This window comes from Spirosoma endbachense (assembly GCF_010233585.1).
Lineage (GTDB): Bacteria > Bacteroidota > Bacteroidia > Cytophagales > Spirosomataceae > Spirosoma > Spirosoma endbachense.
The window spans coordinates 9,082,270-9,096,173 of record NZ_CP045997.1; the positions used below are offsets into that span (position 1 = coordinate 9,082,270).

Consider the following 13,904-nt stretch of genomic DNA (forward strand, 5'->3'; position numbering starts at 1 on the left):
AGAAACAGGTTATGTTTGACAATCTCAACTATGATCGCCGTCGTTTTTTAGGCACGGCGGCCATGACCCTGGCAGCCACCCAGTTTGGTATGACGAATGTCGGTGGGCAAGAGCTGACACCCAAAGCGGTTCAGTTACCCACCGAACGAGCATTAGTATCTATTCGGAACGCAACCACCTGGCTTAATTCAACACCGCTGACGGCTGCCGACATACGAGGGAAAGTTGTCCTGATTGACTTCTGGACCTACACCTGCATCAATTGGTTACGTACCCTTCCCTATGTTAGAGCATGGGCTAATAAATACAAAGATCAGGGGTTGGTGGTGATCGGGGTACACACACCAGAGTTCGCTTTTGAGAAAAACGTTGAGAATGTGAGAAGAGCTGCCAAAGACATGCGGGTTGATTATCCGATTGCGGTAGACAATGGCTATATGATCTGGAATGCGTTCGAGAACCGGTATTGGCCAGCTCTTTACTTCATTGATGGGCAAGGGCAAATCCGGGATCATCAATTCGGAGAGGGGGACTATGAACGGGCAGAACGCATCATTCAGCAGTTGCTAAAGGAAGCTGGAACAGGCGGTACTCAACAGGAGTTGACTGCCATCGAAGCAAGCGGGGCAGAAGTGGCTGCCGATTGGGGTAGCTTAAAGTCGCCGGAAAACTACCTTGGTTATGACCGTACGGAGAACTTTGCGTCTCCCGGTGGCGCCGTTTTGGATAAGCGACACGTTTATGAATTGCCCAAAAAGCTGAAGCTTAATCAGTGGGCACTTTCGGGTGATTGGACGGTAGAAAAACAGGCGATTACGCTCAACAAGGCACAGGGGCGAATCGCGAATCGTTTTCACGCCCGCGATCTTCATCTCGTCATAGGGCCTTCTGCATCAGATAAGCCGGTGCGATTTCGTGTACTCATTGATGGACTGCCACCCGTTGCTGCGCACGGTGTTGACGTTGATAATCAAGGGTATGGCATGGTCACTGAACAGCGGCTGTATCAATTGATCCGGCAGCCAAAACCCATCGCTGACCGGCAATTCGAGATTGAATTTTTAGACTCAGGTGTGGACGCTTTTGCATTCACATTCGGCTGATTCGATCGACTCACAGTGAATGGAAACTTAGGCGGCCGACGACACATCGTATGCTCAGCGTTTTTGGGTAAACGTATGCCCCGGATTATAAAAAGTGCTGGCCACAACCTACCCAGGGAAGGTCCTGAAGACCTTGTATAAGCCGTAATCAATCCCGATGGTTTCAGTCAATAACCTGCGTACTCGTTAGGTGATGGGTAGGTCAATTATCTAAACGAGTACAACTAAACCGAGTCATGAAACAAAAAATTGCTTTCGCTCTTATCATGGGATTCATTACTACAGGCTCCATCTCGTTTACGCTGGTTAGCCTGAATATTGGATTTACTAAAGCATTTCTGGGAAACTGGTTTCGGTCCTGGCTGATTGCCTACGTAGTCGTCGTTCCGGTTATAGTGCTGTTTGGCTCCTGGGTACAGGCACTAATCGCTTATTTATTTAAAGAAAAACCATTGGTTCCCCGTGAGGATTAAGTGCCTCCCAAAAGAGATTGCTTGCCTTAATGAACATGGATACGAAGCATTAGTGAAACAATGTCCACAAGGGTATAATCTTGTTCCCCAAATTTAATAGCGGCTCATGTAGGCGTATATCACGAAACGCTGAGTCGCCTTTATCACGCCTGAAATGTGATGTAAGTCACAATTAATCAGCTTTCTTCTGAAAGTGATGTAGATCACGTAATCCACCCGATTGCGCGAAACAACTTTGCATTGTTCTTTTAAACTATAAAAAAAATGGATATTCAACAGTTCAATATCAATGGCGCCCAAAGCACGATTGACTGGGTCGGCCGTAAAGTAACCGGTGCGCATAATGGCACAATTGCGATCAAGGAAGGAGCATTACTTTTTCGTGATGACGAGCTTACCGGCGGGAGATTTGTCATTGACACCCGGTCTATCAAAATCCTCGACGTTACCGATCCGGCCACGAATGCACAGTTTGCCGGCCACCTGGCTTCCGATGACTTTTTTAGTTCAGAGCAGTACCCAGAAGCCACCTTTGAAATCAGCCAGGTTGAACCCCGCGAAAACGGTTCCTATCACGTTGAGGGCAAACTGACAATTAAAGGAATTACGCATCCCTCCAATTTTGATGCACTAGTGAATCGGTCGGGTAATTCGGCTACTGCTACAGGTAAAATCACCATAGACCGGACGAAGTACGGCATAAAGTTCCGCTCCTCCAGATTCTTCCAAAACCTGGGCGATAACCTGATCTATAACAATTTTGATCTGAATATCAGATTGACTGCCGAAGCGATAACCCAGCTAGCTCACGCCTAATTAGTCCGGCCATGCCATACGTAAAAATTGAAGTGACTCGCGAAGGTGTTACCCGCCAACAGAAACAGGAACTGATCAAAGGGGTAACAGATCTGATTACTACTGTGCTCAATAAAGATCCCCAGCTGACGCACGTGGTTATCCAGGAAGTTGATCTGGACGATTGGGGGTATGCTGGTGAACAAACATCGGTTTTGAGAGAGCAGGGAATTACTGCCGACAGGCATTAACCGGGTTCGGACATGAGAACGCAAACTGTAATCGTTACCGGTGCATCATCCGGTATCGGCAAAGAAGTTGCCCGCTACTTTCTCGAAAAAGGCGACAATGTAGTGATCAACTCGGCAACGGCGTCAAAATTGGAAGAGACGTTTCGCGAGCTTGGTGGAGGACCTAATCTTGCCTGGGTAGTTGGAAATGTTAGCGATAAAGCAACGGGAGAGCTTCTGGTTAAAACGGCTGTTGAGCGATTCGGCTCTGCTGATATTCTGATCAACAATGCCGGCATCTACGAAACCAAGCCATTTCTGGAAGTAGACGAGCCCTATCTAGATCGTTTTTTGAGCACCAACTTTAAAGGTACGTTTTTCACGACGCAGGCAGTGATTCCGCAAATGTTGAAACAGCATGACGGGGTTGTGATTAACATTGGTACACCGCTGGTCGAGCATGCTTTAGACGGTGCTCCATCCACGGCGCCTATTTCAAGCAAGGGCGCTATCCATGCGCTGACGGTACAGTTGGCCGCTGAATTTGGCAGAGATAATATTCGCATCAATACCATTGCCCCCGGTCAGATTCGTACGCCTATGCATGGTGAAGACGCGGATAATGGAGCTGGCCTGCATCTGCTGAACCGGATTGGTGAAGCAGAAGAAGTAGCGCATATGGTGTACGCGATTGCCAAAAATAAGTTCGTCACAGGTGCCATCATCAATGTGGACGGTGGTATGGCCGCTGGCCATCATCTAAACTGATTGAAAACTAGTTTGTATCCGCTTTAGCGCCCGGAACTTCTCCGGGTGCTAAAGTATAAATAGATATACCGATGAAAACGAATGAGAATGAAAGGGGGGCAATCGAACAAGCGCTGAAAAGGTATTATTTCCAGGGGATTTACGAGGGCAATGTTGACTTACTGAATAAAGTATTTTTTCCAGGTGCATTTGTCTTTGGCGATGTAAAAGGGAAGCCTTACGCCAAAACCCTGGCTGAGTACCTTGATGGAGTAGCCCACCGAACCAGCCCCAAAGATTCAGGGCAGCCCTATGAAACGGAGATTATCGAGATTGATGTCATTAATTCAATCGCCGTGGCCAAAGTGCGGGTGACAATGTATGAGTTCAATTATTATGACTTTCTGGCTTTTCATCAGCTAGATGGGCAATGGGTGATTGTCAATAAACTGCTTACCCACGTCGAACGGTAACGTTGATGATTGCTGATCATCAACCTTCTAAAGTCATCTGGTAACAGACCAAAGCAACTAAACTGAGTGGTAAACCGCATCCGATTTTGCAGGAGCCATAAGGTGGGAGTGTATCGTCGGTCAGACGAATGACCACAGTGCGAGGCATAGGCATAGCTCTGCATGTTGCCCAACAGTTACGAAATATAACAGCATCGGTTTGTAACGTATAGTATTGTCCGTTCGCTATGAGAAACTGGCTTTTCCTTTTCTTCTTACTGGAGGCACAACTGGTCGTTGGTCAGTTAGATAGTCTTTCTGGCATACATCGATTCGGACAAAAACGCTCGGTCGTTCTCATTGGCGACGCGGGCGAAAAGGGAGGTGACCGTGTATTAAGTGGACTGCATCTCCAGCTTAAGCAGGCAGGTAGAGAAGGCATTGCTAACTTTTTGGGGGACAACATATACCTACGTGGTTTACGGCTGCCTGATCTGGCGCAGCCGATACGAAGTGGCCGACCCGATTCAGTTCAGGTGCAGAATCACCGATACATTGAACTCTATCGCAACCACACCGATATGTCTTACCTATCGCCCAAAGGGGAACTGGGCGCGCCGGTTAAGTACATGCTTAACAGCGAGTTGGTCGCTAATTTTTTTCTGCTTGCCAGCCGTAATTCCCGATTGGCGGTTGCTATTACGCCCCGATTTACGGTTCGGATTCGGGATGGCGCTTCATCGCCGGTGGGTACGCCCAGTTACCGGATCGGAGCGAGAGCTTTTTATCGGATGACATCAAGCACGGTGCACTTTAAGTACCTGGAAGGACAATTCTACCACCACTCCAATGGGCAAAGTGGCGATGTGTTCAACTCGGATGGAAGCTACAATACGGAAACCGGCGATTTTGCCACCAACTACATACAGGGGGACTATCATTGGGGTACTTATCACCGCAACCACTTCGGAACCTACTATGGACTGGGCGTCCGCTGGCATGCGCCCATTTTTAATCATTCGGAAGGCTTAGCCGGTCATTACGGGTTTACGCGGCTGCAAGGCCATGCCCTTTACCGGCGGTTCCGGCGAAGTTCATCAGTCGTGACAGCCCTTCATAAATCATCGCTCACGGCGGAATGGATTCGGATTAGTTTGAAGGCGTCTTATGCAGTTAATCGGTTAGACAACTTTGGTCTTGCCAGTGTCCGCAAACGACTGAACACCGAACTCAGTGTGTATTATATTCCGCCATTTGGTCGGGAAACGGGCCTGTTTGCTACCGTTGGTTACTACGGCGAAGATCCGTATAACATTTATTTCAATAACCGCTACGCTTTTGTCCGATTGGGTATTGCCGTAGGATTCACACGCTATGATGAAGATGTACGCAAATAAGGTAAACTCAATAGTGAGCGACAAAAGTATTGGTAGCCTGATAACTCAAGTGCATTTGGGTGCAGTCCCAACGTACCTATTCGACATCAGTTGTTGACGCTCTGTTCACTATCCAACTCGTTTTCATCATGTCGACCACACCAGAGAGTTACCGGGTTGAATTCGCCCAACAGAAAAGCGTATTGGTCCGGGCAAATCAAACACTGCTGGAGGCTGCTTTAACGACTGGTATCCCGATGTTACACCTGTGTCAGGGAAATGCGCGATGTTCTACCTGTAGGCTACTGGTTCATGCGGGTGCCGATGTACTCAGCACGCCAACGGCAGCGGAGCGACAATTAGCTGGTCAAATGCATTTATCCCCAGCCATCCGACTGGCCTGCCAGACCCGCCCAATTGGCGAAGGGGCTAAAGTCACACCAATTTTGCGCGATCAAACTGATATAGACTTGTACCTGAGCCCGTTGGCAGTGGATAAAAGCCAGGATATGGGCATGGAAAAAGAATTGGTGTTGCTTTTCCTGGACATCCGTAATTTCACCCGCTTGGTCGAGACACATCTGGCTTTCGATGTGATTCACCTTGTTCGCAAGCTATTCACTGCTTTTCAGTTCATTTTGCAGGGCTTCGGGGGCAAGATCATTGAAAGCGCTGGCGATAGTTTATACATCGTCTTTGGCCTGGAGCAGACCCTGATTGCCAGTGCTTCAGCAGCCGTTCAGGCGGGCTACGCCATTCAGTCTGAACTTAACCGACTTAACGATCAGTATTTTCAAACGTATTTTGATCTAAGCATCTCCATTGGTATTGGCATTCATCAGGGCACGGTCATAAGCGGAACCATATACCTGGGTGAGCAAAAGCACCTGGTTGTCATGGGGCATGCTGTCAACGTAGCCTCTCGGTTGCAAAACGCAACTAAAGAGGTAAACAACGACTATATCGTCTCTGCTGATGTCATGGATTTATTACCCCCCCAGTCAACAACGGCCGTTGAACCCATTACCATTCAGGTACGAGGTATTTCAGAACCCATACCCGTCTATTTACTAGGGAAACCGTACCCATCTTCAAAAGTTCCGTTGGCCCCCACCTATGTCAGTCAAGACAATATCCCTTGATTATTCCTGAGTTTTTAAACGTAAACAATCATGAAACTATTGGACACTATTTTCCACCTGCTGGCGGGATCGCCGGTTCGCCCCTGCGTGACAGACCTCAATGCCCGCCTGCTGAATGCCTGGGTTCTCCATCAATCGATCGAATACCTGCATCCCCAATGCACCTGGCAACTAGGTGAGGGGCACATCCTTCAAGGAGCTTACAAAGGCAATGATTTCTACCAATGGTACACGCAGCAGTTAGATGCCAGGTATGCGACCTGGACGGAAGCCATCGAGAGTGTGATTAGCTCAGAGATAGGCGGCATTATTGTCGGGGAATACCAGTTCCAAAAAGAAATCGACGGTCTCTGGCAAACAGCTCCATTTACCCATTTTTATCGGATAGAGAATGAGCAGATTACATCGGTTCGCATGTACATGGGTGCCATTTCAAGTCATCTGGATGCTGGCAATCAACTTATTGAGATAGCCTCCATTCAGTATTTTCTCTCGGCTAACTAACCTCCACTTAACCGATTGCCTTTCCTGTTGATTCGTCTTTTCAGTCGCTAGTTGCTATGAAAATCGCTTTAACCCGAGCAGACTCTGCTCCACGACCGTTGGATCTGATTGAGTATGGCGACCCAACTCATCCCCATAGTAGGCTAGCCCGCCAGGTACTAGACGCAGTCGCTGACGAAGTGAACGGAGATGTATGCCTTCGCTACCGCCACTTCCCCAACCTGGAAAGCGCCCAGTCTGTACTGGCTGCCTGCGCGCTTGAAGCAGCCGCCAGCCAGCACCAGTTCTGGCCAATGTACTATGCACTGGGCCGTTCGATGAGCATTAACCTGGCCACCCTTGCCCGGCAAGCCCGGCAGTTGGATCTACTTGAATCGCAGTTTCTTCAGGAACTGCTGAGTGAGCAAACCCGGCGGACTGTTCTAACCGACTGGCACGCCGGTTACGAACTGGGCGTTGTTGCGGCACCGACCCTGGTTATAGGCGGTCAACGGTTTCACGGGAAGGTAACCCTCGCCCGGTTGGTCCCCTTCATCCGGATGCAGCTCAGCCGAAAGGGCCATCGTTTAATCTGCTAATTTATCTATAACCGGCCTGTAGGTTTGGGCTTCAAAAAATCGTGGGCTTCAATATAATTTGGATTAAACCGTGTCACCGAGTTCATGCGAAAGGCATACTCACCAACCAATTCTACTTATGACAACTAAAATAAGGATTCGATGGGTCTGGAAAGCGGCTCATCTGGTTACACTAACCACCTTATTAGGGCTCGGCGGTTGTAGGGATCAAAATGCTGACATTTCTGACAGTACGTTCCTGGTCGTAACGGATTTTGCCAAAGGGGCGGATAACTGGAAAGCTGATTATTCTGACTATCAGCTTAACGAAGCGGATAGTTTACACTTTGTATCGGGAATACGTTCGTTACCAATGCCGCTGGATACAACCCGAAAAGCATTTTTGGTGGGTAGCACGAATGCCAGTGACGATCTCTTCATGTTCTTGAAGCGAAAGCTTAGTGGTCTGCGTCCGACTACCAATTACCAGATAGCGTACGAGTTGGAGTTGGCCTCAAAGTATCCCGCCCAATCGGTTGGTATTGGTGGCTCCCCTGGATTGGCTTTGCATCTTAAAGTAGGCGCATCGGCGGTAGAACCAGTTAAAGTAGCAAAGAATCAGGGCTATTATCTAAATCTGGACAAAGGCGACCAGGCAACTGGTGGGAAAGATGTCATCCTGATCGGGGATGCCAGCAATGACAGTGCTGACGACCGATATCGGTTGGTCCGTCGGTTTAGCCAAGGAAAGAATCTGATGGCTCAAACGGATAAAAACGGAGCATTGTGGTTGGTCGTTGGCACCGATTCGGGCTATGAGGGGAGAACCGATATATACTACAGCCGCATCCTGGTTAGTTTGAGACCATTAATTTCTCAATGATTACCTAATAATTGCCCCCCATTCTTGTTTGGAAAAGGCATTAATAGCTATGTCTAACTAGTGAAAATTATTTCTAATGGCCTGGTGACCACAGACAGAACTTTGCATCTCAAGGGCCGAAATTAATTACCTTGAAAATGAAAAAGACCGAACGAATTATCGCAAGCACCTTAATGGCTGGAGCCATAGCCCTGCAAGGAACAACGAGTACAGCACAAACGGGCGGTACTACTCAATCCGGATCCAATGAGTCAATACGTCCGTTCCGGATTCATGTTCCAGCAAAAGAACTCGCTAATCTTAAACGCCGGATTTTAGCCACAAAATGGCCCGGAAAAGAAACCGTTTCCGATCAATCGCAGGGTGTGCAACTATCGACCGTTCAAAAGCTTGCGCACTATTGGGCAACGGATTACGATTGGCGCAAGGTCGAAGCCAGATTGAACGCCCTGCCACAATTCATCACCAACATCGACGAACTGGATATTCATTTCATTCATGTTCGTTCGAAGCATCCCAATGCCCTGCCCGTGATCATCACGCACGGTTGGCCCGGCTCGATCATCGAACAAATGAAGGTCATTGAGCCGCTGACCAATCCAACGGCATATGGCGGAAAGGCCGAAGACGCGTTTGACGTCGTGATTCCGTCGCTGCCGGGCCATGGGTTTTCAGAGAAACCCACCGCCACTGGCTGGGACCCTATCCGAATAGCACGCGCCTGGATTGTCCTCATGAAGCGTCTGGGCTATACGCGATTTGTGGCGCAGGGGGGTGATTGGGGGGATGCCGTCACCGAACAAATGGCTCTGCTGGGAGCACCTGAATTGATCGGCATCCACACCAACATGCCCGCAACCGTACCAGACGACGTTGCAACATCACTCCAATTCGGCACTCCGCCCCCATCGGGCCTCTCTGCCGACGAGAAACATGCTTACGATCAACTCGATTTTTTCTACAAGCACGGAGTGGCCTACGCTCAGGAGATGGGAAACCGCCCACAGACACTGTACGGGATCGAGGACTCACCAGTTGGCCTCGCAGCCTGGATGCTCGATCATGATGCCAGCAGTCACGCGCTCATCGCCCGTGTCTTTGATGGTAAAACGGAGGGACTCACGCGGGAAGACGTTCTCGACAACATTACCCTATACTGGTTGACAAACACAGCAGTTTCATCGGCTCGCCTGTATTGGGAAAGTAAGCTTCCTTTTTTCGCTCCCAAAAAAGTTACTATACCCGTTGCTGTCAGCGTCTTTCCAGATGAGATCTATGCCGCCCCGCGGAGTTGGGCCGAAAAAGCATTTCCTAAATTGATTCATTACAATCGGCTCCCCAAAGGCGGTCATTTTGCGGCCTGGGAGCAACCGGAGTTCTTCTCGACTGAATTGCGGGCTGCGTTTCAGTCCCTGCGCCAATCGGCCAGTAATGGTACGGCTAAGGCTCAGACCGACCGCTAATTCCTTTTCTGGCCAGCATTTCAAAAGCGCCTGACTACGTTGCTCAGGGACTTTTCAAGGCGATGATAGTGTCCGGCATGCTGTGTGATTAATGCCATTGACGAGTAGAGGAGGATCATGGCAACTCACCCGGAAAAGTTCTTTTATTTGCTGATTATCAATTAGTAAAAATACAACAAAATGGATAAACAAACCGAACGGGGTTTTGATCGATATGGCACTTATGAGCCTTCCCGGACTGGAATCCTGTTGATTGATCCGTATAATGATTTCTTACATCCGGAAGGCAAAGCGTATGCCCGATCGAAAGAAGTCATCGAAGAAGTCCACTTGTTGGATAATCTGGCCAGAGTGATCAATACAGGCCGCCAACTGCAAATTCAGCTGTTCTTTGTTCCCCATCATCGCGCTGAGCCAGGCGATTATATGAACTGGAAATACCCCACTGCCCAGCAGCTTAGAACAGGAGAACAACAGGTTTTTGCCAGGGGGAGCTGGGGTGGCCTGTTTCATGCCGACTTTCAGCCGCAATCGGGCGATATCATCATCAAGGAGCACTGGGCACAAAGTGGGTTTGCCAATACTGATCTTGACCAGCAGTTGAAACAGCATTCCATCGACCGTATCATCCTGATTGGGATGATTGCCAACACCTGCGTTGAGTCGACTGGTCGCTTCGGAATGGAATTGGGCTACCACGTTACGTTAGTAAAAGACGCTACAGCCGCCAATACCTGGCAGAACATGCAGGCAGCTCATGAGATAAATGGGCCCACGTTTGCACACGCCCTACTGACCACGGATGAACTCCTGGACATACTTCACAACAAATCCTTACCCGTTAGCCAATGAATGTCTCATCAGAACAGCTGGCAGGAACACCACTCCGACTTACCCAGCATAATTCCGGCTACTGGCAGGTGACCATCGATGCCCCGCCACTCAACCTGTTCGGGCCGGAGCTGCTGACTGGCCTGGAGGAGGTTGTACGCCGGATGAAAATAGCTCAGGAACTGCGCGTACTTGTATTCGACAGTGCCGTTCCGGATTATTTTATCGCTCACTTCGATATCATGAAAGGAGGGGAGATACTGACACGTAAAACACCCTCAGGCTTATTGCCCTGGTTCGATGTAGCGTTGGCGCTCTATGAGTCGCCCGTCATTAGTATTGCTTCAATCCGGGGTCGCGCTCGTGGCGTGGGCATCGAATTTGCCGCTGCCTGCGACATGCGTTTTGCCAGTGAAAAGGCTGTTTTCGGCCAATTTGAAGTGGGCGTCAGTACCATTCCTGGCGGTGGCAGTATGGAGTTTCTCCCCTTGCTGACTGGCAGGGCAAGGGCGCTGGAGATCATCATTGGCGCGGAAGACCTGGAAGCAGCTACGGCTGAACGCTACGGACTGATCAACCGTCTGATTCCGGATGATCAACTCGATCGTTTTGTCCACCAATTAGCCCTTCGCATCAGTCATTTTGACCCGGTGATAACGGGCATGGCGAAAACGATGATCAATCAGCGTGCGCCAAGGGTATCTATGGAGCACATGAACGCTTCACGAACTGCATTCATTGAGGCAAATCTTCGGCCGGAACGAAAGAAGATTTCTCAGAAACTGCAGGGATGGGGCATTCAACAGGACAGCGATTTTGAACGTAATCTGGGTCCCTGTTTAAACCACATTAGCGAGGAGGACAGCCCTAATTGAATTACTCATAAACCATAAAAAAAACATCAAATGAAAATCGCCGAACAACTGGTTGATTCTAGCTTTAGTGCTATCATCAATGCCCCGATTGAGAAAGTCAATATACCTGAATGGGCCTTCAACTTATCCGAGAAAGAATACCAGGACTGTTCACCTGCGCATGTTTCTGTAGGTAAAACGACCGGGCCTGACGGACGACGAATGACGATCAATGTGGAGGTGATCGGTGGAAGTCCTATGGTGCAGCATTACCAGGAAGAAGTGTCAGAACCCCATCATCTTGTGCTGGCATCGTTCTCCGATGTTTTTGCGCCGACGGGACGTATAATTATCTACGTTCGCTGGGAACTCAGTGTCAAAGCGATCAGCGATACCCAATGTGAGTTTACGAATCGAGTGGTTTCCTTTGCAACGGATGACATGCTATGGAGCCTGGAACGCCAGGGTATACCTTTTGACGTGTTTAAAGCTCAACGGCAACCTGCTTCCACCTACCATAACCGTAAGGAAACCCCATTATTTGCTGCGAGCATCGAACGAGCTGCATTAAGCGCATAATGTAATCTTTAGGCTATTAAAGGCAGCGAAAAACGCCAAATAGGGTTGCTGAAGGTGCCCTTATATCCTTTAAAATTACCCTCAATGAATACCTGCGCTTCCTGAGAAAGTGTAAAACTTGTTTTTTCTTAAGCTCGCGCTGCCATGGACCCAAAAGAAACGCTTAAGCAGCACATCGCTAAAACCACTTCCATTTCAGACGAGCAGTTCGATTTCATCTTTTCGCATTTCAAGCCACAAGTATTCAAAAAAGGGCAAACCATTTTTGCGGCAGGTGACACTATAGACTGTGAGTTTTTCGTAGTTCGGGGTTGTTTAAAAACCTTTTACATCAATGATGACTTGAAGATGTTTACTCTTCAAATCGCCATGCCTACCTGGTGGGCTTCTGATTACAGCGCTCTGTACACCGGTGTCAAAGCAACAGTCAGTCTGGATTGTATCACGGATTCGGAGGTACTTTGTCTGAAAGCAGAAGATCGGGAGAAACTTTGCCAGGAGATACACGCGATTGAACATTTCTTCCGATGGCGTACCAATATGGGGTATGTGACAGCCCAAAAACAATTGCTTTCGATAATAAAGTTGATCGGAAATGGATAGTCGCCCAAAACAAGCGTGTGGCTGGTTGTTTCCTTCAGCAGGCTTATTCCATGGATGAATATTTGCCTGGAACTGGCCGGAGAAAATACCGAGAATCCTTTTGAAGAAATCGCCAACCTTGAACCCATTTTGCAAATTTGTCAGCAGGTTGAAATTGAACTCACGCAAATGTCTGGGGAAGATGAACCAGCCGCTGAACTGCATCCTCAACATGACATCAATCAATAACGATTCTTTCTGAAGTCTGCGCGTCTGTTGCTCAGTCAAACCCCAAACTAATTGCATCATGGAAGCACTCGATTCAGAAATTATTAATGCAGTGCCTATTCTAACGAGCTTACGGGCACAATTACAAACCTTTGCTATTTCGCCCAGTGTCTTTTTAAGTCGTTCTCAAACGAATAGTCAGAACAACCAACCAGAACCGTCGATTGCGAATCAGAATGAGAAGCCACAGGGAATCCATGAGGATGTTTTACCGAAGATCTTACAATTGCTGGGAATACGCAGCATGACCTTAAATTCCCGGCATGACCTTGATCCACTGGCAAATTTTAGCGTTGACATCCCCCAATCAGCAAGTAAACAATACCAGTGGCAATACATAAGAAGCAGGGGTTTGATTCAGGAACTACAGTCGCTATTTCAAAATTGCCGGATAATTGCGTTTAATGATTGGTCGAAACTGGCCGCTGCATCTGATCTCTGGACAGGTCTGCTGACTGATGTCATTAAGCCAATTGAAAAGAAGGATTTGGAGTTTATTTTTTATCTGGGTGATCCTCAGAAAAAGCTCTCGTTTCAGGTCGATGAGGTCCTGGATATCATCAGTGATTTTTCTTATTACGGCCAGGTCACTTTTGCTTTGAATGAAGGCGAAGCGATTAACCTCTGGAGAGTACTCAACGGCGTTCACTTGAATACCCCGGTTACGGTTCAGGGTTATAGCGACTTGAAACGAAAATATGTTTCCATTTTTCAGACAATGAACATCGCCCGGTTACTGATCTATTCGGCCAACAACGCGATTCTATTTACCAAACTAGAGCAATTTGTCCTTGCCCATGAACGGGTTACATCCACAATAGAAATGGCAACCGATGCCCGGCTTCATTTCATTAAAGGATTCAGCATTGGCCTAATTCACCAACTGGACATGCCGCGCTGTCTGGCACTTGGGCTTATCGTTTTTGGCAGTTATGGTGAACGAAGAACCAGCCCCGATCGAAAAGACCTTATAGCCTATATAAACCGGTGGATTGACGATCTCCAGCAATCGGAAACGATGCCCCATTACCAGTAATCAATCTGC

The 13,904-nt window shown here is 48.4% G+C and carries 18 protein-coding genes; all 18 read left to right on the top strand.

Annotated features, from left to right (window positions below; genetic code table 11):
• Positions 1-11: 11 nt before the first annotated feature.
• Entirely contained in the window at positions 12-1,103 is a 1,092-nt protein-coding gene (locus GJR95_RS36480) for a redoxin domain-containing protein (protein WP_162390547.1), read from the top strand.
• Between the two features lie 236 nt (positions 1,104-1,339).
• Positions 1,340-1,576: a DUF2798 domain-containing protein gene (locus tag GJR95_RS36485; protein ID WP_162390548.1), complete on the top strand. Its 237-nt coding sequence runs from the start codon at positions 1,340-1,342 to the stop codon at positions 1,574-1,576.
• A 264-nt stretch (positions 1,577-1,840) separates the two neighbouring features.
• Complete coding sequence (locus tag GJR95_RS36490; RefSeq protein WP_162390549.1) at positions 1,841-2,392, top strand: YceI family protein; 552 nt, start codon at positions 1,841-1,843, stop codon at positions 2,390-2,392.
• 11 nt (positions 2,393-2,403) lie between these two features.
• Positions 2,404-2,622, top strand: a complete 219-nt coding sequence (locus tag GJR95_RS36495) for a tautomerase family protein (protein WP_162390550.1) — start codon at positions 2,404-2,406, stop codon at positions 2,620-2,622.
• Positions 2,623-2,634: 12 nt separating this feature from the next.
• On the top strand, positions 2,635-3,369 hold the full coding sequence (locus tag GJR95_RS36500; protein WP_162390551.1) for an SDR family NAD(P)-dependent oxidoreductase: 735 nt from the start codon (positions 2,635-2,637) through the stop codon (positions 3,367-3,369).
• Positions 3,370-3,440: 71 nt separating this feature from the next.
• Positions 3,441-3,821, top strand: coding sequence for a nuclear transport factor 2 family protein (locus tag GJR95_RS36505; RefSeq protein ID WP_162390552.1), 381 nt, complete (start codon positions 3,441-3,443; stop codon positions 3,819-3,821).
• A gap of 227 nt (positions 3,822-4,048) precedes the next feature.
• Positions 4,049-5,197: a hypothetical protein gene (locus GJR95_RS36510; protein WP_162390553.1), complete on the top strand. Its 1,149-nt coding sequence runs from the start codon at positions 4,049-4,051 to the stop codon at positions 5,195-5,197.
• Between the two features lie 128 nt (positions 5,198-5,325).
• Positions 5,326-6,318: an adenylate/guanylate cyclase domain-containing protein gene (locus tag GJR95_RS36515; protein ID WP_162390554.1), complete on the top strand. Its 993-nt coding sequence runs from the start codon at positions 5,326-5,328 to the stop codon at positions 6,316-6,318.
• 30 nt (positions 6,319-6,348) lie between these two features.
• A complete protein-coding gene (locus tag GJR95_RS36520; protein ID WP_162390555.1) occupies positions 6,349-6,822 on the top strand; it encodes a nuclear transport factor 2 family protein in 474 nt (157 codons plus the stop codon).
• Between the two features lie 56 nt (positions 6,823-6,878).
• The gene (locus GJR95_RS36525; protein WP_162390556.1) at positions 6,879-7,400 is read left to right on the top strand and encodes a DsbA family protein; all 522 of its coding nucleotides are present in this window, start codon (positions 6,879-6,881) and stop codon (positions 7,398-7,400) included.
• Between the two features lie 118 nt (positions 7,401-7,518).
• Positions 7,519-8,262, top strand: coding sequence for a hypothetical protein (locus GJR95_RS36530; protein WP_162390557.1), 744 nt, complete (start codon positions 7,519-7,521; stop codon positions 8,260-8,262).
• A 137-nt stretch (positions 8,263-8,399) separates the two neighbouring features.
• Positions 8,400-9,725: an epoxide hydrolase family protein gene (locus GJR95_RS36535; RefSeq protein ID WP_162390558.1), complete on the top strand. Its 1,326-nt coding sequence runs from the start codon at positions 8,400-8,402 to the stop codon at positions 9,723-9,725.
• Positions 9,726-9,905: 180 nt separating this feature from the next.
• Positions 9,906-10,577, top strand: a complete 672-nt coding sequence (locus GJR95_RS36540; protein WP_162390559.1) for an isochorismatase family cysteine hydrolase — start codon at positions 9,906-9,908, stop codon at positions 10,575-10,577.
• Entirely contained in the window at positions 10,574-11,431 is an 858-nt protein-coding gene (locus tag GJR95_RS36545) for an enoyl-CoA hydratase/isomerase family protein (protein ID WP_162390560.1), read from the top strand. The genes GJR95_RS36540 and GJR95_RS36545 overlap by 4 nt, the downstream gene beginning before the upstream one ends.
• A gap of 30 nt (positions 11,432-11,461) precedes the next feature.
• Positions 11,462-11,989, top strand: a complete 528-nt coding sequence (locus tag GJR95_RS36550) for a hypothetical protein (RefSeq protein WP_162390561.1) — start codon at positions 11,462-11,464, stop codon at positions 11,987-11,989.
• Between the two features lie 144 nt (positions 11,990-12,133).
• The gene (locus GJR95_RS36555) at positions 12,134-12,592 is read left to right on the top strand and encodes a Crp/Fnr family transcriptional regulator (RefSeq protein ID WP_162390562.1); all 459 of its coding nucleotides are present in this window, start codon (positions 12,134-12,136) and stop codon (positions 12,590-12,592) included.
• A gap of 15 nt (positions 12,593-12,607) precedes the next feature.
• Positions 12,608-12,820 (top strand): hypothetical protein, encoded by a 213-nt coding sequence (locus GJR95_RS36560; protein WP_162390563.1) that lies wholly within the window; start codon positions 12,608-12,610, stop codon positions 12,818-12,820.
• Between the two features lie 58 nt (positions 12,821-12,878).
• On the top strand, positions 12,879-13,895 hold the full coding sequence (locus GJR95_RS36565; RefSeq protein ID WP_162390564.1) for a hypothetical protein: 1,017 nt from the start codon (positions 12,879-12,881) through the stop codon (positions 13,893-13,895).
• Positions 13,896-13,904 lie beyond the last annotated feature (9 nt).

Coding starts and splice junctions, on each gene's coding strand:
- GJR95_RS36480 (WP_162390547.1), top strand. CDS start 12: ATGTTTGACAATCTCAACTATGATCGCCGTCGTTTTTTAGGCACGGCG.
- GJR95_RS36540 (WP_162390559.1), top strand. CDS start 9,906: ATGGATAAACAAACCGAACGGGGTTTTGATCGATATGGCACTTATGAG.
- GJR95_RS36520 (WP_162390555.1), top strand. CDS start 6,349: ATGAAACTATTGGACACTATTTTCCACCTGCTGGCGGGATCGCCGGTT.
- GJR95_RS36485 (WP_162390548.1), top strand. CDS start 1,340: ATGAAACAAAAAATTGCTTTCGCTCTTATCATGGGATTCATTACTACA.
- GJR95_RS36505 (WP_162390552.1), top strand. CDS start 3,441: ATGAAAACGAATGAGAATGAAAGGGGGGCAATCGAACAAGCGCTGAAA.
- GJR95_RS36490 (WP_162390549.1), top strand. CDS start 1,841: ATGGATATTCAACAGTTCAATATCAATGGCGCCCAAAGCACGATTGAC.
- GJR95_RS36545 (WP_162390560.1), top strand. CDS start 10,574: ATGAATGTCTCATCAGAACAGCTGGCAGGAACACCACTCCGACTTACC.
- GJR95_RS36525 (WP_162390556.1), top strand. CDS start 6,879: ATGAAAATCGCTTTAACCCGAGCAGACTCTGCTCCACGACCGTTGGAT.
- GJR95_RS36530 (WP_162390557.1), top strand. CDS start 7,519: ATGACAACTAAAATAAGGATTCGATGGGTCTGGAAAGCGGCTCATCTG.
- GJR95_RS36515 (WP_162390554.1), top strand. CDS start 5,326: ATGTCGACCACACCAGAGAGTTACCGGGTTGAATTCGCCCAACAGAAA.
- GJR95_RS36510 (WP_162390553.1), top strand. CDS start 4,049: ATGAGAAACTGGCTTTTCCTTTTCTTCTTACTGGAGGCACAACTGGTC.
- GJR95_RS36500 (WP_162390551.1), top strand. CDS start 2,635: ATGAGAACGCAAACTGTAATCGTTACCGGTGCATCATCCGGTATCGGC.
- GJR95_RS36495 (WP_162390550.1), top strand. CDS start 2,404: ATGCCATACGTAAAAATTGAAGTGACTCGCGAAGGTGTTACCCGCCAA.
- GJR95_RS36565 (WP_162390564.1), top strand. CDS start 12,879: ATGGAAGCACTCGATTCAGAAATTATTAATGCAGTGCCTATTCTAACG.
- GJR95_RS36550 (WP_162390561.1), top strand. CDS start 11,462: ATGAAAATCGCCGAACAACTGGTTGATTCTAGCTTTAGTGCTATCATC.
- GJR95_RS36535 (WP_162390558.1), top strand. CDS start 8,400: ATGAAAAAGACCGAACGAATTATCGCAAGCACCTTAATGGCTGGAGCC.
- GJR95_RS36555 (WP_162390562.1), top strand. CDS start 12,134: ATGGACCCAAAAGAAACGCTTAAGCAGCACATCGCTAAAACCACTTCC.